Source organism: Jeotgalibaca sp. PTS2502, assembly GCF_001975685.1.
Classification (GTDB): domain Bacteria; phylum Bacillota; class Bacilli; order Lactobacillales; family Aerococcaceae; genus Jeotgalibaca; species Jeotgalibaca arthritidis.
This window is the reverse complement of record NZ_CP019433.1, coordinates 273,950-294,871: the sequence shown is the minus strand read 5'-3', so window position 1 is coordinate 294,871 and position 20,922 is coordinate 273,950. Positions and strand designations below refer to the sequence as shown.

Here is a 20,922-nt window from a genome sequence, read left to right as displayed (position 1 = left end):
CGCTTATTTAGCAGTTATTCTGTTAATTGAATACTTCTTACGTTCGTTTGTTCTACTTCTAAGATAACCCTATCCCCTGCTTTTATAAAAGGCAATTGGTTATAAAGGCTAACTTTAGCGGTATAAACCAGATCAAGATTATTATCTAGTGTAAAATAATAATGCGTTTCACCATTGATGACGACAGCTTCAATGGCACTAATCTCACCAGTAACTTCTTCTGTTACAACAATCTCATCGTCATCTGCTTCGTCAGTAATCGTAACAGTCTCGCCGTTATAAGCATTCCAAGCTAGTTGTAAGCTATTACCGACTCCAACGCGTTGGTAATTCAAGGCATCAACAAAGGCATAGAGTTTAATTAAACCAGCTGAATCTTTTAGTGACAACTGGTAAACCGGTTTGCCATTCATATTAAAGAGTAATGGGAATGTACTGTCGTATTCTTTTTCCTGAACAGATCCTTCCGCACTCTCCATCGCACTCCATTCAGTTGCCGTAGAGATATTATAACGATAGGATTTTTTTGTACGTGAATTAACTAGTAAAAAGCCAATATTTGACTCATCAGAAGCAACAGACGTTAAGCCAGTATAAAGATATAAATCATCGTTCATCACTAAGTAATTATACCCCTCAGCATTTTGAATAACACCGCGCTTAGTTACGACACTATTCCAATATCCGCTTTGGTATTGGCCATTATAGTTGATTTGATCCATGACTAATTCTGCTGGGAAGACACGGTCTACCCATTCCGGAATAGCTGCTAAATCATATTTTTCAATATCACCGGTTGCGGCATCCACGACAAAGGCACCCACAACATCTTTAGGGCCAAAGAAACTAAATTGGCGCTCAACAATCGGTGCAATGTAGTATGGATGACCGGTTTCATCCACCTCAAAAGCTGGTTTCTCAAATAAAGTTGTCGGGTATCTTAAAAAGATATGACGGCTAATATCATCATTCAACAAACCAGAATGAGAATAACGAATGGTTTCATCTAAATCAACTAAGTCAGCCTCGCCTGTTACCATGTTAACTGAGACATAGTGCGGAATACCGTCACTACGGTTGCTAAACCAACGCCAAGCATTCACATACTCCAATGGCGACACACGAACTGATTCGCCCTGATAGGAAATTTGCGTAAATTCGTTAGAGACGTTAAATTGAGACACCAAATCCAACACTTCACCGATCTTACGGCTTCCCAAGCGTTCTGCCATATCACGGTCAATGGTTGGAATTTGGTTGGGATTATTAATACTAACATCTTCTTCAAAATTTCCTTCTTCATGAGTGATTAAACCAGCATAATCTCTCGATCTAAAAATCGGCGAGCTAATCACACTTCCCACTATCAATGCTAAAACACCCAATGCCATTAGTACGCCATTTATCCGAATAACGCCGACACTCGTTTTTGGGTTTAGCGTATAAGCAATGAATGCACTAATAGCAAAATAAATGAATAAGTTAATCCAAAATTCTAACGATTGAAACGTTAATGGTGTTAGAGAAAAATACCAATACATGATAAAACCAATCAATGGAACACCGTAAGCTAAAGCCGTTGTTTGCCACTTTTTCATTAATTTTTCCACCTCTTTCTATAAAAATTATAACATAGTTCATTGTGCCAACGTTATTTTTATAAGAAAAGCGGACAAGTCCGCCTTGGCCTATGAAAAAATAGGACATTTGACCCTGAATTGTCAGGAGACTTCACGCTTCAGCGGGTTAGTCGAATGATATGCGTTAGCGAGCAGCGAAGCGCGCAATGGGGCAAATTTATCTTTTTTTCACTAGGTCAGGACTTGGGAGCTAGACAGTGATGGCTGAACTTATAATCCCCTAGTCTACAAAAAAAGAGACCTAGCGGCCTCTCCTCTTAGTCGTTATTTCGTTGTCGTTCCTTTTCAACATCTAGCTGGTTGTCTTCGATAAAATCAGAGATGGTTGTCATAAAGGCTTCCCCATAATCTTCCAATTTACTCTGCCCGACGCCATGTGTATCTAAAAATTCTTCCTCTGTTAGAGGGAGTTTAGCTGCCATATCAATTAGTGAGCGGTCAGTAAAAACAATAAAAGGTGGTTTGCCAATTTCACTCGCTATTTCAGAACGTAAATGGCGTAATTCGTCGAATAAAGATTCATTGTAATCCTGAACATCTGCCCGATCTTTTTTACCTTTTTTAGGACTCTCTTCCACTACTTTTCGTGTCATTAATAAGGTGGTTTCCGATTTTAATAATTGGTTACTTTTTGCTGTGAGGGTAAGAATAGGATATTGATCGCCTGATAGCGCAAGGTATCCTTCACTGATGAGCAATGAGATAATGTCTTTAATCGTATCATCTTTATAATCAGACATAATTCCGTACGTAGATAACTGAGTAAAATGCATACTTCTAATACGCTCATTGTTTTTCCCTCTTAAAACGTCCGTTACCATCCCTGTTCCAAAACGTTGATTCATGCGGTAAATACAAGATAGGATTTTTTGGCTTTCGACCGTCACATCCATGGTTTCCGTTTCACCATTGCAATTCGAACATTGATCGCAAGTTTCCCAACTCGGCACTTCATCAAAATAATTTAAAATATATCGTCTTAAACATTTACCCGTTTTACAATAGGAAATGATGCGGTTCATTTTTTCTTTTGCGTGGGGTTGCTTTCCTTGTTCAATTAAGAACGTATTCGTAATAATATCCTGACTCGAATAAAGGAGAACAGCCTCTGAAGGTGCCCCATCTCGTCCAGCTCGTCCTGCTTCTTGGTAATAGCTTTCCATATCGAGTGGCATATTATAGTGAATGACTTTACGGACGTTTGATTTATCAATCCCCATTCCAAAGGCATTTGTCGCGACCATAATTGATTTGCGGTCATAAATAAAATCATCTTGGTTTTTATTCCGTTCTTCTGCTGGAATACCCGCATGGTAATAGGTAACTGAGAATCCTTTTTTAGCCAAGCTATGGTAAACAGTCTCCACATTTTTCCGAGTATTACAATAAATAACGGCCGACTCCGAATCACTCACATATTTTAACAAGTCAGCTGATTTCTTCTTAGTCGGAATAACCGAAAAATACAGATTTGGTCGATCAAAACTGGCAACATATTCGTGCGGTTTCGTTAATATTAACTGGCGCTTGATGTCTTCTTTTACTGTCGTTGTCGCTGTAGCCGTAAAAGCCGCAAATGGTACCGGGTATTCCATACTATCTCTTAAGCGAGGGATATTTTGATAGCTCGGTCTAAAGTCTTGACCCCACTGTGAAATACAGTGCGCTTCGTCAACTGCAATCAAGTTAATCTGCATGTTTGAAATGGTCGCCATAAAATGATCACTATCTAATCGCTCAGGAGCAATGTAAAGTAAGTCATAATAACCAAACATGGCTTTATCCATCGTATCTAAATAAGTATGTTTGTCCATTTGACTGTTAATATAACCTGCTCGTACACCCATGGCCTGTAGACTATCTACTTGATCTTTCATCAATGAAATGAGGGGAGAAATAACGAGCGCTGTCCCCTGCATACAAATGGCAGGAATCTGATAACACAAAGATTTCCCACCGCCTGTTGGCATGATGGCTAGAGCATCTTCACCATTCATAATAGCTTCAATTATATTTTCTTGCCCTGGTCGGAAAGAATCAAAACCATAATGTCTTTCTAACACGTTTTGTATTGTTTTCATTCGTTCCCTCCATGATTTTCTACTTATCTAGTATACATGAAAAACAAAAAATTTCACTGATCCTCGTCTAATTAAAATAAGAAGCCGTTCAATCCGTCATTTAAAGTGGCAATTTGATTGTCCAATCGTCCTTATCAGCTGAAACGATTAGTCAGAGGAGAGCAGCTGTTATCATTGACCTTTTTTTAAAATAATTGTTAATAGCTTATAGCGACACTTATTTTGTGATAAAATGAACATAACCGAACTAGAGAGGATGAATGAGTATGACACAATCGATTTTAACTATTTGCCGTTATGAAACAACCATTGCACCAGGCGCCTACTTTCACTTAAAAACAGACTGGTTTGAAAGTGACCAAGAAATTAAAACCATTATTATTGATCAAGACCATGTCTTTTCCAAATTACTATCTCTCTATCCAAATGAGTTCGTTATGTACCTTGAACAAGACCCCAATGGTAGTATTTATCGGACTAACTTCCCTTTATTTATTCAGGAAGGCAATGATTATTATGAAGTGGATTGGCAAGCAGCGGTTTAATCAAACGCTCGTTTGACAGGTTCTTACTTGTCAAACGGGTTTTTTACAGACTAGGGGATTATCTAGCTCCCAAGTCCTGACCTAGTAAAATTTTTACACGCATCCAATTAATGGATGACATTTGGGGTGTTGATTCAAATACTGGTTGGGAAACCGTCAACGTTCATATCGGACGGCTGCGTAAACGTTTTGAAGATTGGCCAGAATTTGAGCTATAATCTGTACGTGGATTAGGTTATCGAAAGGATACGATACGGTTTTAAATGATCAAGTCTCCCTTTCAGAGGGACAAAAACAACAGATTACCATTGCACGTGCAATGATTGCGGATAAACCAATGTTGATTTTGGATGAAGCGACAAGTTCTGTTGATACGCGTACAGAAGTTAAAATCCAAGAAGCAATGGACCAATTAATGGTTGGCCGTACATCATTCATTATTGCCCACCGTTTATCTACTATTAAAAATGCTGATTTAATTTTAGTTATGAAAGACGGCGATATAATCGAAAGTGGCACACATGATGACTTGGTAGAACAAGGTCAATTTTATGCTGACCTATACAACAGTCAATTCGAAGTTGCTTAATTTAAAAAAGAACTGCTTCTATTAAGGAGTGGTTCATTTTTTGTTATAATAAAGACAATATAAGGAGGCTAACATCTATGATTAGTGAACAAGACAGATTTTACCTAAAACGGGCAATTTCTTTAGCTAAAGAAGCCTTAGCAGTCGGTGATGAACCCTTTGGCTCTCTCCTAGTTTCTGAAGAAGGCGAAATTTTATTTGAAGATCATAATCATGTGTCTGGTGGCGACCACACACAGCATCCTGAATTTGCCATTGCGCGTTGGGCAGCTAACCACCTATCCGCTGATGAACGGAAAAAAGCAACGGTTTACACTTCCGGTGAACACTGCCCTATGTGTGCCGCCGCTCATGGCTGGGTAGGCTTAGGGCGAATCGTTTGTGCTTCTTCATCTTCGCAGTTAGCAGATTGGTTAGCTGAAATGGGTCTAGCTCCCTCTCCTGTCAAACCCTTAGCTATTCAAGATGTTATTCGCCATGCTCATGTTGATGGACCAGATCCAGAATTAGCGCAAGTTGTTAAAGAGCTTCATGTAGAAAGGCATAAAAATGGGCTAGCTTAGCGCTAACCCATTTTTTTTAATCTTGATTTTTAACGTTTTCTGCGTGTTCTTCTTTAATAGTTTGTAATAAATCTGCATCCACAATTAAGTCATATGCGGTTTGAGCTAATACTTTTGCGCCCAGTGCAATCGAATCAAGCCCTTTTTCACTTCTAGATGCTTCTTTAAACTCAATACTATGGCCAGCGATATAACTATCTGAGATGCTAATATGAGGTTGGATGGTTGGTACAACTTGGCTAATATTCCCAACATCCGTTGAACCACCACCCTTTGCAGGGATTTCTTGAGTAATTTCTTCACCATAAGCTAGCAAATGTTTTTCATAAATCGCATCAAAGCTTGGCGTTAATACCGTATTATCGACACTATTTTGGAATAATCCAAATTTATATGTTGCTCCTGTAGAAAGTGCTGCAGCTTTAACGATGTTTTCAAATTTTTCATAAACATCATTTAATGTTGGACGGCTAGCCGCTCTTAAATAGAAACGAGCGCTGGCATAGTCAGGCACCACATTCGCTGCATCGCCACCATGTGTAATCACACCGTGGATACGCACATCATCGGTTAAGTGTTGACGTAATGCATTTACCGCATTGTAAACAAAAATAATGGCATCCAAAGCATTAATTCCTTTTTCAGGCGCTGCAGAAGCATGAGACGAACGTCCGAAAAATTCAACATCTACAGGATCATTCGCTAAAGATGGACCTGTTAAACCATGGCCAAAACCAGGGTGAACACATAAAGCAGCATCGACGTCATTTAAAAAGCCTTCTCTGACGAAACTACCTTTTGCACTACCATTCTCGCCACCCTCTTCACCAGGTGTCCCATAAACGCGAATTTCGCCGCCAATCTCCTCAATCACACTCTTTAAAGCAACAGCAGCTAGAGAAGACGTTGTTCCAAAAATATTATGCCCACATGCATGTCCAATCCCTGGCAAGGCATCGTATTCTGCTAAGAACGCAATCGTTGGACCTGGTTTACTGCTCTTATAACGTGCATCAAATCCTGTTCTGTGACCTGCAACATCCACTTCAACTTCAAAGCCTTCTGCTTTTAATTTGTCTGATAATGTTTCGCAAGCAAAGAATTCATAATTACTCACTTCTGGTTTATCATGAATCGCCAAAGCGATTTCCTTATAAGCATTTAAACGTCCATCTACCTCTTGTTCAATTGTTTTAGCATGTGTCATTATATTTTCTCCCCTTTTATCTTGATATACAAAAAAACCGTCCCCTTGCAATACACACTCGTACTGCAAAGGGACGGATTAAGTTCCGTGTTACCACCCTAATTCGTATCAGCCTCATGACTAATACCTCGCTAGCTCCTATTGAAGCTCGGCAATATATCGGTTGCGACCGTTCAAAAAGCGTTAACCTTTTGAATACTCAGAGTTCATCTTCACTTGCGTCTTCAATCCCCTTTTTCACCTAACCGGGGTCTCTACTGATTAAAGCTGACAAGCTACTCTTCTCTTCATCGTTTTTCTAAAATTAATTTTCGATTAGATATAAATGAGATTATAGGGTATCATTTTGAACTTGTCAACTGACTTTTTCTTTTTTCTTTAAAAACAAGGTAATCTTTAACCATCATACTAATTAATGCCGCCACTGGTACCGAAATGATTGATAATAACTCCCGCATGATTAAATAATTGATAAATCAACAATTCCCCACTAATCATTAACAACCATTCCGTTACTCGTTTCATGATTTGTCCTCCTTTCAACCTTTAAGCAATCGTCAGTTTATCATCCAATCTATTTAACTTAGAAACAAAAATCATCAGATTTCATTTTTTATAAATCATGTTATAGCTTAAAACTATTACTCCTCCCATTTTTAAAGTATTACCTATTTCTAGAAAGTGCTGATAGAATGACGTCATCACATTAAACGGAGGAATAACATATGACAACATCAAGATTTCAACTAGTAGGTTCCCTACTTCGCCCACAAGACTTATTGGATTACAAAACAAAAATTGAACATCGTGACGGCATTCAATATCCTTTCTACGACGCCTTCCCTGGATATAAAGAGACAGAGCAAGCTGCCATTGAAAAAATCATTGCAGATCAAGTAAAACACGATGTGGATGTGTTAACCGATGGCGAGCATGGTCGATCAATGTGGCATTTGGATTTCCTATGGGGGTTAGATGGTATTGAGCGTTACATCTCTAATAAGGGTTATACGTTTGAAGATTTAGATGGCGGTCACTTTGAAACACGTAAAGACATCGGTGTTCGCATCAACGCACCTTTATCAGGTAAAAACCATCATTTTATTACTCTTTTCAACACCCTAAAAGAACAAGCTGGCGATAAACAAACCAAAATTACTGTTTGGGGTGCCGCACACGCCTTTACAGAACTAACGGTCTTTAACGAGTTGTTCGGAGAAGACCACGTTTATAAAACAAAAGAAGACCTACGCGCAGGCTTAATTAATGCTTACAAGGAATTCCTAGATGACTACAAGGCTGCCGGCGGAGAGATTGTCCAATTTGATGACTGTTTATGGGAGTTATTTGCTGAGGACAATGATAAGAGCTTCTATACTCAAGGTAACGATGCCTTAGAGAACTTAGCAGATGAATTTATTGCCATTAATAACGAAGTGGCTGATTATGGCCATGAATTAGGCTTAAAAGTATGGACTCACAACTGTCGTGGTAACTACCAAAGCCGTCATGCTTCAAATGGGACATACAAGGCAATTGCTGAAAAATTCCTAGGTGAGCAACATTATGACCGCTTCTTCTTAGAGTGGGACGATGAGCGTGCAGGTGATATTTCTGCATTGGAAGTCTTAAAAGACAAGCCAAATGTAGAAGTTGTTCTTGGTTTACTATCAAGTAAAACAACATCATTAGATGACGAGAAACGTGTCTACGACCTATTAGATAAAGCTGCTACCATTCTTCCAAAAGACCAGCTCTTCCTATCACATCAATGCGGTTTTGCATCATGTGACTGTGGAAACGAGCTATCTGAAGACCAACAATGGGCTAAAATTAAACAAGGACAAAAAATAGCTGCTAGCTATTGGGCATAATACAAGAGGGCTGGGGATTTTCTCCAGCCCTTTTTGTCGCGATGTCAGATACAGCCTAAAAAATAGCAACTGGATCTGACATTCAAGGTAAACGTGTGCGATACAGCTCAATTTTTGAAGCTGTATCGCACACTTGGATAAATGAAAGAAGCTAAAAAAATTAGCAATGACATAATCAAAATTTCGATTATGTCATTGCCATTGTGTTATTTAAGGCTAGTTTTTGGTCTCTTCTTCACGATTTGGCGAATCAGCATTACTAATACTGTAATGCCAATAATAATCAGTATTCCTTTAGTTTATGTGTTGCTGAGATAGTCTGTATCGATTTACTTTCATAAAAGCCATCAGATCCATTTCCATTTCTTTTTTATTGTGCACATGAAGTGATAAGTAAGAAAAGCGGACAAGTCCGCCTTGACCTATGAAAAAATAGGAAATTTGACCCTGAGTTGTCAGGAGACTTCACGCTTCAGCGGGTTAGTCGAATGATATGCGTTAGCGAGCAGCGAAGCGCGCAATGGGGCAAATTTATCTTTTTTTCACTAGGTCAGGACTTGGGAGCTAGACATTGATGGCTGAACTTATTATCCCCTAGTCTATGAAAAAGCATCAGAAACCAAAGCTTCTGATGCTTCATTTATTTTTCTCTATGTTTACAAAGGACGGTTTAAGTCCTCGTCTTCATCTTCTATACGAACATCTCCTGAAGAGTCGATATCCAATTCTTCTTTACGAACGGTATCAGAAACTTTCTTTTGTTCCGTAACTTTTTCTTTACGAACATCTATTTCTTCTACAACATCCGTATGTTTTTGGACGTTCACTTGTTCTTCCGTAACGGGGATTACTATTTCTTCTGTTCCATCAATATCCGTAATGGTCTCATCTGTTGAATAAGAATCCCTTACTGGATGTCTTTCCACGATTACTTCTTCGTGAGTTACTGGAACATCAATCGTTTCCGTTTCTTCGGTAACACGCTTACCAAGGCGAACTTCTCCTGTTTGAACTTCTTGAGTATCTACATCAAGACGTTCTTCTCTCAAACGAATCGTTTCTTCATTTTCGTCTGTAAGATAGTCATCATCTAAAGGAGGTGCAGGCACTGTTGGGTCCATATCCACATCTTCCGTTAACAGTGGATCTGCAGCATTCACATCTACATCCATATCTTCTGTTAATAAGGGATCCGTAGCTCTTGTATCATCAGTTAAGGTCGTGTCTACAGTTGTATTCCTTGATGCATCCTCATCAATTAAAACAAGAATGTTTCCTTGTTCGATATCACTTCTATATTCGAACAATGGGTCATCATCTGTATTGTATTCAGGGTCATCATAACGATTGACATCATAGTCATCATCCATCGTAAATGCATCTTTAATTTTTTCCCAGAGTGATCGATCATCGTCGTGTACGTTGTCTCTCATATCCGTGTCTGTCGTTACTTCTGCATCCATCGTATAAGGAATGGAATTTCTCACACTTTCATTAGCAATGAGAGTGATGCTGTTTTTGCTGTAGCCTTGGTCTCTCAACCGCTCTACTGCTCTCAGTGCATCGTCCACCCTTACATAACTTCCTTCTACAATTCTGTTCATAACACTATTTTCCTCCTTCTGATTATGAATATAGTAAAGTTTTAGAACTAATTTTAGTATAACAGTAACGAATTTCACATTCAAACAATAGCCCTTTCACAGCGAAGATAACTCACTCTGTTTCTTTTCTTTCCACCACAATGTATTCTTTTTCAACAGGTGTCACTTCTACGTCCACTTTTTCTTCCTTCAATGGAATGGTCGTCGTTTTCTCTTCCCATTCTGTTTCACCTTTTTTGTTTTTCACTTGATTTCTCTCTGTTACAATTAACTCTTCTTTCTTAATGGGTACTTTTATTCTCTTTATCTCTTTCACCGTTTTCTTTTTGATGATGATTTCTTCGGACTGGTTTTTATCTTCTTTTTTCTTCATTTGAGATCCTCCTTCCTCCGCATCTTGTTGCTTCTATTATAGCGAGTCAGGAGTTTCTATTACAAATGATAGCTTCTCTTTAGGCTAGTAGAAAAGCAGAAAATCTGGCTTGAGAGCTAGACATATTCAAAATTCTATCTGAACCGTATAATTTTTAGGATTATTCAATACGATTAATGGCCAAATATAGTCATTCCATCTCCATTGAAAGAAAAAAATACTGAGAGTCAGAATCACTGGTTTCGCGATGGGTAGCATAATATTGAAAAAGATACGACCGTCAGAAGCACCGTCCATTCGCGCGGATTCAACTAAATCATCCGGTATCGATACAAAAAATGTTCGGAACATAAAAATGCCTGTAGCTGTATTAATTGAAGGAATAATAATTCCTGCAAGACTGTCATAAAGTCCTAATTTCCGAATTACAATAAAAACAGGATTCATAATTACTTCCGTAGGCAACATCGTTGTTGCAATAATACAAACAAAGAAAAAACTCAGCCATTTCTGATCATATTTGGCAAATGCATACCCACAGGTGGCACTTGCGATGAGTAAATCCGATACAATGAGATAAAATTTTTGATTGCTATCATCACGAACTAAAAAAGGCGCTCTTGCTCCTTCTTACGGATTAAACCTGAAAATAATATGCCGTGACTTTTCTCTCAATCCCTAAACTACACTTAGAAAAGCGGACAAGTCCGCCTTGTCCTATGAAAAAATAGGAAATTTGACCCTGAACGAGCAGCGAAGCGCGCAATGGGGCAAATTTATCTTTTTTTCACTAGGTCAGGACTTGGGAGCTAGACATTGATGGCTGAACTTATAATCCCCTAGTCTACAAAAAATCTGTATCGATGTCGATACAGCCCTTCTATATCATTCACATTATCAGTTCATCAAACGATCAATACGTTCCCTCGTAATAACACGATTGATGGCGAGCGCAAAAATGACACCAATCGCTGTGTCCAGCATCCTATTAAACGCATAAAAAATGTGGTTTGCTGGGGTACTGAACATAATAATGCAAAGAACAACACCACCTGGTTGCACCGCACCTGGCCAGCGAAAAGCGACTGCTGACCACACTAAAATAATGATTCCTAAGAAAACTAAACATACTTTTAGTCCATAATTGCCCTCTGGTTGAATGAGGTGTTCGAGCCAATAGGTCGTCATCCCCACTACTCCACCAATAATCGTTCCAATTAATCGATTACCACCATTTAATCGTGAATCTTCCATATTATTTCCCATTCCAAAAATAATACCAATACAAGCGAAAGTCGGCTCTCGATCTAATGGATAATAGACTAGTGCCAGAACGACAACAGCTAATGCTGTTTTCAAACTCCGTTGCCCCAAGCCGGGAATCTTCGTTCGAATTGATTGATGCTGTTTCATGAACATTTATCCGTCCTATCCTTTTTTGCTCATATTATATCATAGTTGCCTAAAATAAAATGTATCAATTGTCATGATAACGTTTTATAATGTGAAAAAAATAAAAAGGCGAACCACTTATCAAAGTGATTCGCCCTCTATTACTCATTAACTTAGAAAATTATTTAGAAACTTTAGACGTTAATCCTTCAGCTTTTAAGAACTCGCTGAATGGTACTAATTCTTCTGCTTCATATTTTTCTTTGTAAGCTTTGATTTCTTCTGCGCTGTATAATGATGGATCTAATTTCAATGTTTCAACTGGAATTGGACGATCTTTAGTAATCTTAGCATCAATAACAACAGTTTTACCTTCTTTGTAAGCTTTAACAGCGTCAGCCATTACTTGATCGATATCTTCGATACGGCTCACTGTGAAACCAACTGCTCCTTGTGCTTGACCAATCATAGCGTAGTCAACATCAGTAAATTCAGTACCAAACGTATTTTTGTTTGTGTCTTCATATTTGTTTTTGATGAAGCCATATTCTGTGTTTGTGAATACTACGTTGATTACTGGCATGTTATAACGTACGTTAGTTACCACATCAGGGTAGACCATGTTGAACGCGCCGTCACCCATTAAGTTCCATGCTTGACGATCTGGATAAACATTCTTAGCAGCAATACCACCAGGAAGTGCGATACCCATTGTTGCAAATAATGGAGACGTTCTCCACATATTTTTAGGTGTCATGTGCAAGTGACGAATAGATGTTTGAGTTGAGTTACCAACATCAGTTGAGTAGATTGCATCTTCGTCAGCGTATTTGTTAATAGCGTTGTACACTTGGTAAAGTTGTAGATCGCCACTTTCTTTTTGCTCTAACTTGTTCATGTAATCGCGCCAGTTTTGTACGTTTTTAACGTTAGCGTTCCACCAAGCTGATTCTTCAACTGGTGTTACTTTTTCAAGTAATGAATGAACTGCTTCACCAGCATCGCCAAGAATTGCAACATCAGCATTGTGACGTTTACCTAACATTGTAGGGTTGTTGTCGATTTGGATAAAGTTTTTAATGTTTGAGAAAGTACCTTCGATTTCAGCAAACGGGAAGTTTGATCCAACGAATAATACAGTATCTGCTTCTTTAACAGCTTCGTTAGCTGGTTTCCAACCTACACGGTAAGTTGATCCAGTTAAAGCTTCAAAGTCCCACTCGAAAGTTTCAAAGTTTTTACCAGTAGTAATGATTGGCGCTTTGATTTTACGAGATAACTCTTGAACAGCAGGTCCATGTCCCATAGTTCCGATACCTGCATAAATGACAGTACGGTCTGAGTTGTTTAATACTTCAACTGCAGCATCGATGTCTGCTTCGTTAATTGCTGAAGAAACATAATCACGGTAGCTGTGACCAGTTGAGTAGAATGCATCGTTAGCAATTTCGTGGAAACCGAAATCTCCAGGAACTTCTAATACAGCTACACCACGTTTGGAGATAGCAGTACGAATAGCTTCGTCAACTAATTTAGGTAATTGTTCTGCGTATGCTACGCGACGATTGTAAACAGCAATGTTCGCAAACATTGGGTTTTGGTTTAATTCTTGGAAAGCATCCATGTTTAATTCTCTTTGTGGACGAGATCCCAAAATAGCTAATACAGGAGTATTATCCATTGCTGCATCATAAAGTCCGTTTGCTAAGTGAGTCGCACCAGGACCACCTGATCCAACACACACACCTAATTTACCTTTGTATTTCCATTGCATTACGGCTGCCATTGCGCCAACTTCTTCATGTTTTACTTGAAGAAATTTAATATCTGTTTCTTCTTGTTCACCCAAAGCTTCCATCAATGGTGCTAATGTTCCTGAAGGAATTCCGTAAATTGTATCTACATCCCATCCAGCTAACACCTTAAGCATAGCTGTACTAACTTTAGTTTTTCCGTCTGTCATTCTAACAATCTCCCCACATCAATCTTTGTAAAAATAATACATTTACGATAGTATCATGTTCAATTTTAAATTCAAGGGAAAGTACTTATTTTAAGTAATTAAACTAACATAATGATGAACGGTCAGTTTAATTATAGAAAATTATTTTAATAATGTCGTTAATTTGCAAGCATTTTTATTTCAATAGTGTGGGTTTTTCTCTGTTTCATCTGCGCTACAATCTGTACTAATATGATGTTTATGAGATTTATTTCAGACTAGACGGTATGTCTATTATCGTCTTATAATCAAATACTCTAACCAAGAATCGTTATTTTTCTTTTGATTTATATTTTTCTAAAGTCATATCGCAATATTCCATCTCATACTCTCGTCTAAATCGAGTAAAAGCAGAGTCATCTTTTCTTCATATATTAAGGACTTTAATGACACTTTTTGTTTGATGAACAAAGTATACCTTAGCAAAGCCACCTTACCCAAGCAACTGATGGCCTACAATTTGATTTACCATCACAGTATCAAAATCTTGATTCCCTCTCAAAGCTTCTTGATCTAATATTTCATTGAACTTTATTATCAACTCTCTAATTGCGTCTTTTACACGGAAGAGGAGCTCCCAGACGGCTTAGAACAAAATAAAAAAGTCAGTAGACCAAGCCTACTGACTTTTGAAACCCTCGTTTTTAATGGTTAACGCTTAGACATGATGACTTCAATTTCGTCTTCATTAATACCTACCATCGCTTCGCCTAAATCAGTTGATATTTCGGCTAATTTGGTAGCATCTTTGTAATGGGCTACTGCTTCAACTATGGCTTTGGCACGTTTTTCTGGATTACCTGATTTGAAAACACCTGAACCAACGAAAACTCCTTCAGCACCTAATTGCATCATTAAAGCCGCATCAGCAGGTGTCGCCACCCCGCCAGCTGAAAAGTTCAACACAGGTAATTTACCAGTATCATGGACTCGCTTTAATAAATCATAAGAGACGCCTAATTCCTTAGCTTGGTTAAAGAGCTCATCATCTTGTAACGAAGCCACATAGCGGATTTGTTCATGGATTTTTCTTAAGTGACTAACCGCTTGACTGACATCCCCCGTTCCTGCTTCACCTTTAGTACGAATCATTTTAGCCCCTTCTTGAATACGGCGTAAAGCTTCACCTAAATCTCTAGCTCCACAAACGAAAGGTGTTTCAAATGGTTGTTTATCAATATGATAAACATGATCAGCTACTGATAAAACTTCTGACTCATCAATATAGTCAATTTGTAAACTTTCTAAGATTTGAGCTTCGACAAAGTGGCCAATTCTTACTTTCGCCATGACTGGTATAGAAACTGCTGCTTGAATTTCTTTTATCATTTTAGGGTCACTCATCCGACTAATACCACCAGCAGCTCGAATGTCTGCAGGAACTCTTTCTAAAGCCATGACCGCTACGGCACCAGCTGCTTCAGCAATTTTAGCTTGTTCCACATTTACCACGTCCATGATGACGCCACCAGCTAATTGTTTATGTACTTCTTCAATTGATCGTTTCATTTTGATTACTCCTTTACAAATATTGTCTCTACTTTAACAGCCTTTTGGATATTTCTTAAGATGCAAAAACAGATATTTTTATGGGTCCAACTAGTTTTTTTATTGTATAATGGATAATACGAGAGGAGGAAAAGCATGATTACAGTGAACTTTAACGAAGACCAACACCTCTACTTACAAATAGTCGATGAAGTCATCCGGCAAATTGCCCAAGGACATTTAAAAAGTGGTGACCAACTCCCCTCACGGAGGGCCTTGGCAGATCATTTAAAAGTCAGTCTTAATACGGTCATTAACGCTTATGACCAACTGACTGATGAAGGCTATATAGTGCCGAGAGAAAGATCTGGTTATTATGTGGATTTACTAGAGATTGATATGTTGCCCTCTGAGGAAATGGAGACAAAGCCGCTAAAACATGAACATTCTCAAATAAGTGAAGCCAGCCAATATACTTATGATTTCCACTTTGCCAACCGTGATATATCTACTTTAAATCCCAAACAATTATTACAGTATGCACCCGAAGCGCTAGCCAGAAGCGTGGCTAATTGTAATTTTAAAGATGACTTGGGTGCTCTCTCTTTACGCTTGGCTATTGCTAATTATTTACGTAAATACCGGGGAGTGATGACTTCAGCTGACAATATCATCATTACAGGTGGTCATACGGCTAGCTTACAGACTCTATTTGCCTTATTAGAAGATGCAATTTATGCCTTAGAAGATCCTGGCTATTATAAAAATTTAGATCTCTTTAAGGACTATCAGCAAAAGACGATTCGAATTCCGATTGATAAATATGGTTTCTCAGTTAAAGATTTGGAGACTACCTCAGCTAACATCGTAATAACTACTCCCAGCCATCAGTTTCCCACTGGCATTATCATGGGGATGCGTCGACGTCAGCGTTTATTAAAATGGGCCTATCAGTCAGAAAACCGTTATATTATTGAAAATGACTATTATAATGAGTTCCGCCTTAAGGGCCGTCCTGTTCCTGCTTTGACTAGTCTGGACGACCAAGAGCGAGTCATTTTATTAGGGGCCTTTCGTCAAAGTATGGGGTCAATTTTTAAGATGTCTTATTTAGTTTTACCCGATCCATTAATGAATAAATTCCATCAAGCTAAATTAAAAACCAGTGATATTTCCAGCTTTGAGCAATATTTAATGACTGATTTTCTCAATTCTGCCCATTTTCCTAAATATATTAATAGCCTGCGGACTAATTACCGTCGTAAGGAAAAAGCGGTTCTTGCAGCGCTTAACCAAACCCAACTCCCCCTAACCATTAAGGAAGCAGGGGCTGGACTTTTCTTAATTATTAACTTTGAGGGTGAGATTCCACCGACTGACGTGATTCAAGCTAGGCTAGCTGAAAATAAGATCCGCTTACAACCGGTCAACCACTACGCTAAATTAAAGAACCGATTCAACCAAAGTTATATTTTAGGTTATGGTGGGCTAGAGCTTGATGAAATTGATCACGCTATTCAAGCTTTAGTCACTATTTTTAAATAAAGAAAAAGGCTCAGTTAGTCAGCGAAATGTTGTGACCCCCAAAAGTTAGATTTTTTAACTCTAACTTTTGGGGGTCAGTACACTTATTGCTGACTGACTCACTATAATGTTTAACGAATGCGACCTTTTCTAAAGCCCGTGCCATCTAACACACCGTAATTTTGATATCCAGCAAATCTAACTAATTGATCTAAGTTTGAAAACCGATTTTCATGTATAAACTTAGATACAATAAGCCCTGCCGCTTTAGCAACTGATAAGGCATCGTGATGCGTTAAAGGTATGCCATAATAATTCGCAATCGTACTTAATTTATAGTTATAAAAGTTCTTTCGCACTGCCCTTGCAAGTTGATATGAACAAACATATTTAAAGGCAGGTATTTCTAAACCATAGCGATTAAAATTATCTTTCAAAGCGCCCGTATCAAACGTTGCATTATGAGCAACAACCGGTCGCCCTCCAATAAAATCTTCAATTTGTTTAGTTATATCATAAAATCTCGGCGAAAAAATGACCTCATGCTCTTGAATGCCATGAACATGAATATTCGCCAATGAGAAACTTTCATCTGGATTAATCAGTTGGTAATAACTGTCCAGTATTTCCCCATATTTGAAACGCACCATCCCGATGGAACAAATCGTATAACGATTCTGATTGGCCGTTTCAACGTCTAAGGCGACAAAATCATGCATACAATAACCTCTTTTCTTAATCATCTACCCATATTAAACTTCTTATAAACAAAAAACAAACTGGACTCGAGGTAGTCTACTTAATCATTATTAATCAATGAATAAATCATTGTAAACGTTTCTTCATCCTCGGCATAAATATCGAAGCCTAGCGCCAGATACAACGCCAAAGCCCGGTTAGCCTTTTGCTCAGATAACAATACTTGTCTGTAGTCTTTGTCTTTTAGTAATTGGAACATAGTTTGTAATAATGTACGCCCTATCTCCTTACCACGATATGGGGATAGGATAGAGATATTCAATTCTGGAGTTTTACTATCCACATGCCCATAGCCTTCAACAAGTCGCATCCAAACTAAGCCAATTGGATTTTCTCCATCATAACTTACAATGGCATAATCGCCTATCAATTGGCCAAATTTATCAATGTATTTATTGAGTTCTGCTGTCTCGACAATCGAAAATGGAAAGAGATTCTTGGGATCCGGTTGAAATAATGCCTCATAAAGAAACTTTTGTAAAATTTGATATTCAAGTGCATTCACTTGTTTTATAGTGTAATGTTTCAATCCATGTCTCCTTTTATTTGGATTATATTACAAAAAAATGGAACTCAAACGTTCTTTTGAATTATTGAAAAAGATACTTTAAGTGGTTAATACTCTCCCTGTAATAAGCATTTATTTTATAATAGTTACATATAACGCAAGCAATAGTAAGAAACTGAAAATAACAAGAAATCAGGTAAAACACTGTTAAATTAGTGTTTTACCTGAATTTTTAGAAACTTTTCATAATTTAGGTAAGATAACATCTAACAATTGATTTATTCAACAATCATTAGTTATCTTATTTCAACCAATTCCATACGAATATAAGCGTAATTGAAGTGATTAATCGGACAATCAGATGTATCCAGTGAAAAGAGTTTGTTGTCACACCCCTGAATACTGCAAAAATGATAAGAGCAATCAATCCAAAATACAATAGCCATTCTGGATCAGTTTTTACCGCAAATATCATTAAGCAAAGACTTAACAAAATATAGATTGGATGCGACCAATTGAATTGTTCAACCTTAACTTCTTCCCCAACAGCAATTACAGTAAGTAAACCATACAAAAAAATAAATATTCTAAATAAAATCATGAAATTCTCCTTTACTATTTGATATACTTATCTTAAAAGATGGAGTAAGGTCTATGTCAAGAGAAAGGTAATCAAAATGAAAACAAAAGATATTACTAAGTTATCTGGTTTATCAAAAGATACAATTAGGTTTTATGAAAAATTAGGACTTGTGAAACCTAATAGGGAAAGTTATTCCAGAGAATATGCAGATGATGATTTAGAAAGAATAGAACAAATTAAACAATTAAAAGGTTTAGACTTTACGCTTTCTGAAATAAAGTTACTTGTTGATATTGATGAAAAATATCAATCAATTGATGAAATCTACTCAATGACACATGATGATTATCAAGAAATCATCCAACTATTAGATAATAAAGTAAACTACTTAGAAGAAAAATCTAAGATGATTGAAGCTGGCTTGGCTAGGCTAAAAGTTATGCAAGAAAAAATTAAAAGCATAAATAATGACAGATGAACTAATATTTTAGTAAAAGATTATTAATTTTATAACACAGCTTTAATTATGACCATAATAAAAACCTTTCAAAACTCAACTATGTAAATAGTAGTTGAGTTTTGAAAGGTTTAAATATACTCTTTTGAGATTGTTATTGAACAATTATTGTTTCAATAGTTTAGTATGGAGATGAGGGGGCTCAAGTAATTGTAGTGAACCCCAAAAGTTGGAGTTTATTTAATTGAATATTAAGCAGCTAATTGAGTGTCTTGTTTTCGGTATACAACCGGATATAAGCCGCTCAATTTTATTTTGATACGTCGATGATTATAATAATCTATCTAATGTTCGATGCGCTCTTTTAGTGTGTCATAACTTACTTTTTCGACACCGTGATACATTTCTTGTTTTAAGAGACTAAAGAAATTTTCCATCGGTGAGTTATCTAACCAATTGCCTTTGCGAGACATGCTTTGAAAGATACCGTGTTGTTTTAAGGCATTCACCCATGAATTATGTTGATAATGCCAACCTTGATCACTGTGGATGGTCGTTCGATACAACGCATGTTCCGTGACCAAAGCGAGTGCCTCATTTAAAGGATCTAAGACAATATCTAATGTCGGGCGATTGGATATCTTAAACGAAATAATCTCACCGTTATATAAATCTAATATTGGACTTAAGTAAAGTTTTTGGTCATCTAAACACTTAAACTCGGTCACATCTGTCACGAGTTTTTGTAAAGGAATCGGTGTGGTAAATCGGCGATTCAGTTTGTTTTTAGCGGTCTTACCAACTGTTCCTTTGTAAGAATTATAGCGGCGATTTTTATGAGAAAACTTAGTGCACTTGATTCCTAACTGGTCCATCAAGCGTTTAACTCGTTTGTGGTTAACTTGATGCCGTTTATTTTTAAGCGCCTTTTGAATACGACGATACCCGTAGTTGCCATCATTTTCCTCGAAAATTTCTTGAATAAGACTTTCGAGCGCTTCATCTTTATTTTCGTTTCTTTTTTTGAATAGTGATAATGATAAGTTGATTCTGGTAAGCCAGTTACGGTCAAAATATCTTTAAGCTTAAACTTTTCCTGATTTAATTCATAGACAATCATGGCTTGTTGTTTGCGCGTGGGTCTTTCAAGCCCAGCGCTCTTAACTTTTTTAAGTAAGCTAGCTCCAGACGTAAGTATTCATTTTCTTGTTTTAATAAGTTAAGTTCATCGGTTTTAGGCGTTGACTTCTTGTTTGAACCCTTCACATTTTTTGAATATTTAGGCATCTTAGGCGGTCTCCCTTGCGGTTTATTCAGACCTTTGGCACCTTCAGTTAAATAAGTTCGTTTCCAATTCGCTATAATCGACTGCTCTTTAATGTTGAATAGATTCGCAGTCTCTTTATAGGAAGCCCCAGTGTCTTGCTTAAATCTTAAAACATCTAGCTTAAAATTTAAAGGATAGTCTTGCTTCGTTATTTGATGACGTAAGCCCGCTTCGCCAAACTGCTTGTATTGATTGATCCATTTAGTCACCAAAGACTTACTTGATAGATCATATTTTTTAGCTAATACTCGAGCACCCATTGTTCCTTGTAGATACTCTTGGACTATCTTTAATTTTAAATCAACTGAATATTTTTTCGACATACAAATAACCCCAAAAGTTAAATTTTTAACTCTAACTTTTGGGGTCAGTACATTTACCTGTTTTTACGTACGCTTTTTTTGCA

At 37.5% G+C, this 20,922-nt stretch carries 20 protein-coding genes, 2 pseudogenes and 1 other annotated feature; of the genes and pseudogenes, 7 read left to right on the top strand and 15 right to left on the bottom strand.

Features of this window, described 5'->3' with window-relative positions; translation table 11 throughout:
• Positions 1-14 precede the first annotated feature (14 nt).
• The gene (locus BW721_RS01455) at positions 15-1,598 is read right to left on the bottom strand and encodes a hypothetical protein (protein WP_076765455.1); all 1,584 of its coding nucleotides are present in this window, start codon (positions 1,596-1,598) and stop codon (positions 15-17) included.
• Positions 1,599-1,897: 299 nt separating this feature from the next.
• Positions 1,898-3,721 (bottom strand): DNA helicase RecQ, encoded by a 1,824-nt coding sequence (recQ, locus tag BW721_RS01450; protein ID WP_076765453.1) that lies wholly within the window; start codon positions 3,719-3,721, stop codon positions 1,898-1,900.
• A 266-nt stretch (positions 3,722-3,987) separates the two neighbouring features.
• Between recQ and BW721_RS01445 the strand changes: the two genes are divergently transcribed.
• From BW721_RS01445 to BW721_RS01430, 4 genes and pseudogenes are all read left to right on the top strand, one after another.
• Positions 3,988-4,266 carry a hypothetical protein gene (locus BW721_RS01445; RefSeq protein WP_076765451.1) on the top strand — a complete coding sequence of 93 codons (279 nt, stop codon included), beginning with the start codon at positions 3,988-3,990 and terminating at the stop codon, positions 4,264-4,266.
• Positions 4,267-4,346: 80 nt separating this feature from the next.
• Positions 4,347-4,484, top strand: a pseudogene (locus tag BW721_RS01440) (winged helix-turn-helix domain-containing protein); the annotation flags it as partial.
• A gap of 17 nt (positions 4,485-4,501) precedes the next feature.
• A pseudogene (locus tag BW721_RS01435) lies at positions 4,502-4,855 on the top strand (ATP-binding cassette domain-containing protein); the annotation flags it as partial.
• Between the two features lie 77 nt (positions 4,856-4,932).
• Positions 4,933-5,418 carry a nucleoside deaminase gene (locus BW721_RS01430; RefSeq protein WP_076765449.1) on the top strand — a complete coding sequence of 162 codons (486 nt, stop codon included), beginning with the start codon at positions 4,933-4,935 and terminating at the stop codon, positions 5,416-5,418.
• Between the two features lie 16 nt (positions 5,419-5,434).
• Here the strand turns inward: BW721_RS01430 and BW721_RS01425 are convergent, their stop codons facing one another.
• On the bottom strand, positions 5,435-6,625 hold the full coding sequence (locus BW721_RS01425) for a M20 family metallopeptidase (RefSeq protein ID WP_076765447.1): 1,191 nt from the start codon (positions 6,623-6,625) through the stop codon (positions 5,435-5,437).
• Between the two features lie 66 nt (positions 6,626-6,691).
• Positions 6,692-6,925 (bottom strand) — a binding site (T-box leader).
• A gap of 425 nt (positions 6,926-7,350) precedes the next feature.
• On the opposite strand from BW721_RS01425, the gene BW721_RS01420 reads away from it, so the two are divergent.
• Complete coding sequence (locus BW721_RS01420) at positions 7,351-8,499, top strand: cobalamin-independent methionine synthase II family protein (protein ID WP_076765446.1); 1,149 nt, start codon at positions 7,351-7,353, stop codon at positions 8,497-8,499.
• Positions 8,500-9,155: 656 nt separating this feature from the next.
• Here BW721_RS01420 and BW721_RS01415 read toward each other — a convergent pair.
• The 6 genes from BW721_RS01415 to pdxS all read right to left on the bottom strand — a co-directional run bounded on the left by BW721_RS01415 (position 9,156) and on the right by pdxS (position 15,379).
• Positions 9,156-10,103, bottom strand: coding sequence for a YsnF/AvaK domain-containing protein (locus BW721_RS01415; protein WP_076765444.1), 948 nt, complete (start codon positions 10,101-10,103; stop codon positions 9,156-9,158).
• 112 nt (positions 10,104-10,215) lie between these two features.
• Complete coding sequence (locus BW721_RS01410) at positions 10,216-10,476, bottom strand: DUF2382 domain-containing protein (protein WP_076765442.1); 261 nt, start codon at positions 10,474-10,476, stop codon at positions 10,216-10,218.
• 126 nt (positions 10,477-10,602) lie between these two features.
• Complete coding sequence (locus BW721_RS01405) at positions 10,603-10,956, bottom strand: carbohydrate ABC transporter permease (protein ID WP_232222955.1); 354 nt, start codon at positions 10,954-10,956, stop codon at positions 10,603-10,605.
• 417 nt (positions 10,957-11,373) lie between these two features.
• Positions 11,374-11,889, bottom strand: a complete 516-nt coding sequence (locus tag BW721_RS01400; RefSeq protein WP_076768612.1) for an FUSC family protein — start codon at positions 11,887-11,889, stop codon at positions 11,374-11,376.
• 160 nt (positions 11,890-12,049) lie between these two features.
• Positions 12,050-13,831 (bottom strand): pyruvate oxidase, encoded by a 1,782-nt coding sequence (gene spxB / locus BW721_RS01395; RefSeq protein WP_076765441.1) that lies wholly within the window; start codon positions 13,829-13,831, stop codon positions 12,050-12,052.
• Between the two features lie 690 nt (positions 13,832-14,521).
• Entirely contained in the window at positions 14,522-15,379 is an 858-nt protein-coding gene (gene pdxS, locus BW721_RS01390) for a pyridoxal 5'-phosphate synthase lyase subunit PdxS (RefSeq protein ID WP_076765439.1), read from the bottom strand.
• A gap of 135 nt (positions 15,380-15,514) precedes the next feature.
• Here pdxS and pdxR point away from each other — a divergent pair, with 135 nt between their 5' ends.
• Positions 15,515-16,903 carry a MocR-like pyridoxine biosynthesis transcription factor PdxR gene (gene pdxR, locus BW721_RS01385; RefSeq protein ID WP_076765437.1) on the top strand — a complete coding sequence of 463 codons (1,389 nt, stop codon included), beginning with the start codon at positions 15,515-15,517 and terminating at the stop codon, positions 16,901-16,903.
• 110 nt (positions 16,904-17,013) lie between these two features.
• Here the strand turns inward: pdxR and BW721_RS01380 are convergent, their stop codons facing one another.
• The 3 genes from BW721_RS01380 to BW721_RS01370 all read right to left on the bottom strand — a co-directional run bounded on the left by BW721_RS01380 (position 17,014) and on the right by BW721_RS01370 (position 18,750).
• Positions 17,014-17,601, bottom strand: a complete 588-nt coding sequence (locus tag BW721_RS01380; protein WP_076765434.1) for a 3'-5' exonuclease — start codon at positions 17,599-17,601, stop codon at positions 17,014-17,016.
• An 80-nt stretch (positions 17,602-17,681) separates the two neighbouring features.
• Positions 17,682-18,170: a GNAT family N-acetyltransferase gene (locus tag BW721_RS01375; RefSeq protein WP_076765432.1), complete on the bottom strand. Its 489-nt coding sequence runs from the start codon at positions 18,168-18,170 to the stop codon at positions 17,682-17,684.
• Between the two features lie 280 nt (positions 18,171-18,450).
• The gene (locus tag BW721_RS01370; RefSeq protein WP_076765430.1) at positions 18,451-18,750 is read right to left on the bottom strand and encodes a hypothetical protein; all 300 of its coding nucleotides are present in this window, start codon (positions 18,748-18,750) and stop codon (positions 18,451-18,453) included.
• A gap of 76 nt (positions 18,751-18,826) precedes the next feature.
• Here BW721_RS01370 and BW721_RS01365 point away from each other — a divergent pair, with 76 nt between their 5' ends.
• Positions 18,827-19,210 (top strand): MerR family transcriptional regulator, encoded by a 384-nt coding sequence (locus BW721_RS01365; RefSeq protein ID WP_076765428.1) that lies wholly within the window; start codon positions 18,827-18,829, stop codon positions 19,208-19,210.
• A gap of 230 nt (positions 19,211-19,440) precedes the next feature.
• Here the strand turns inward: BW721_RS01365 and BW721_RS12310 are convergent, their stop codons facing one another.
• The 3 genes from BW721_RS12310 to BW721_RS01355 all read right to left on the bottom strand — a co-directional run bounded on the left by BW721_RS12310 (position 19,441) and on the right by BW721_RS01355 (position 20,839).
• Positions 19,441-19,503 (bottom strand): hypothetical protein, encoded by a 63-nt coding sequence (locus tag BW721_RS12310; RefSeq protein WP_442905238.1) that lies wholly within the window; start codon positions 19,501-19,503, stop codon positions 19,441-19,443.
• A gap of 30 nt (positions 19,504-19,533) precedes the next feature.
• Entirely contained in the window at positions 19,534-20,163 is a 630-nt protein-coding gene (locus BW721_RS01360) for an IS3 family transposase (protein WP_232222954.1), read from the bottom strand.
• 142 nt (positions 20,164-20,305) lie between these two features.
• Complete coding sequence (locus BW721_RS01355; RefSeq protein WP_076765426.1) at positions 20,306-20,839, bottom strand: helix-turn-helix domain-containing protein; 534 nt, start codon at positions 20,837-20,839, stop codon at positions 20,306-20,308.
• Positions 20,840-20,922: the final 83 nt, after the last annotated feature.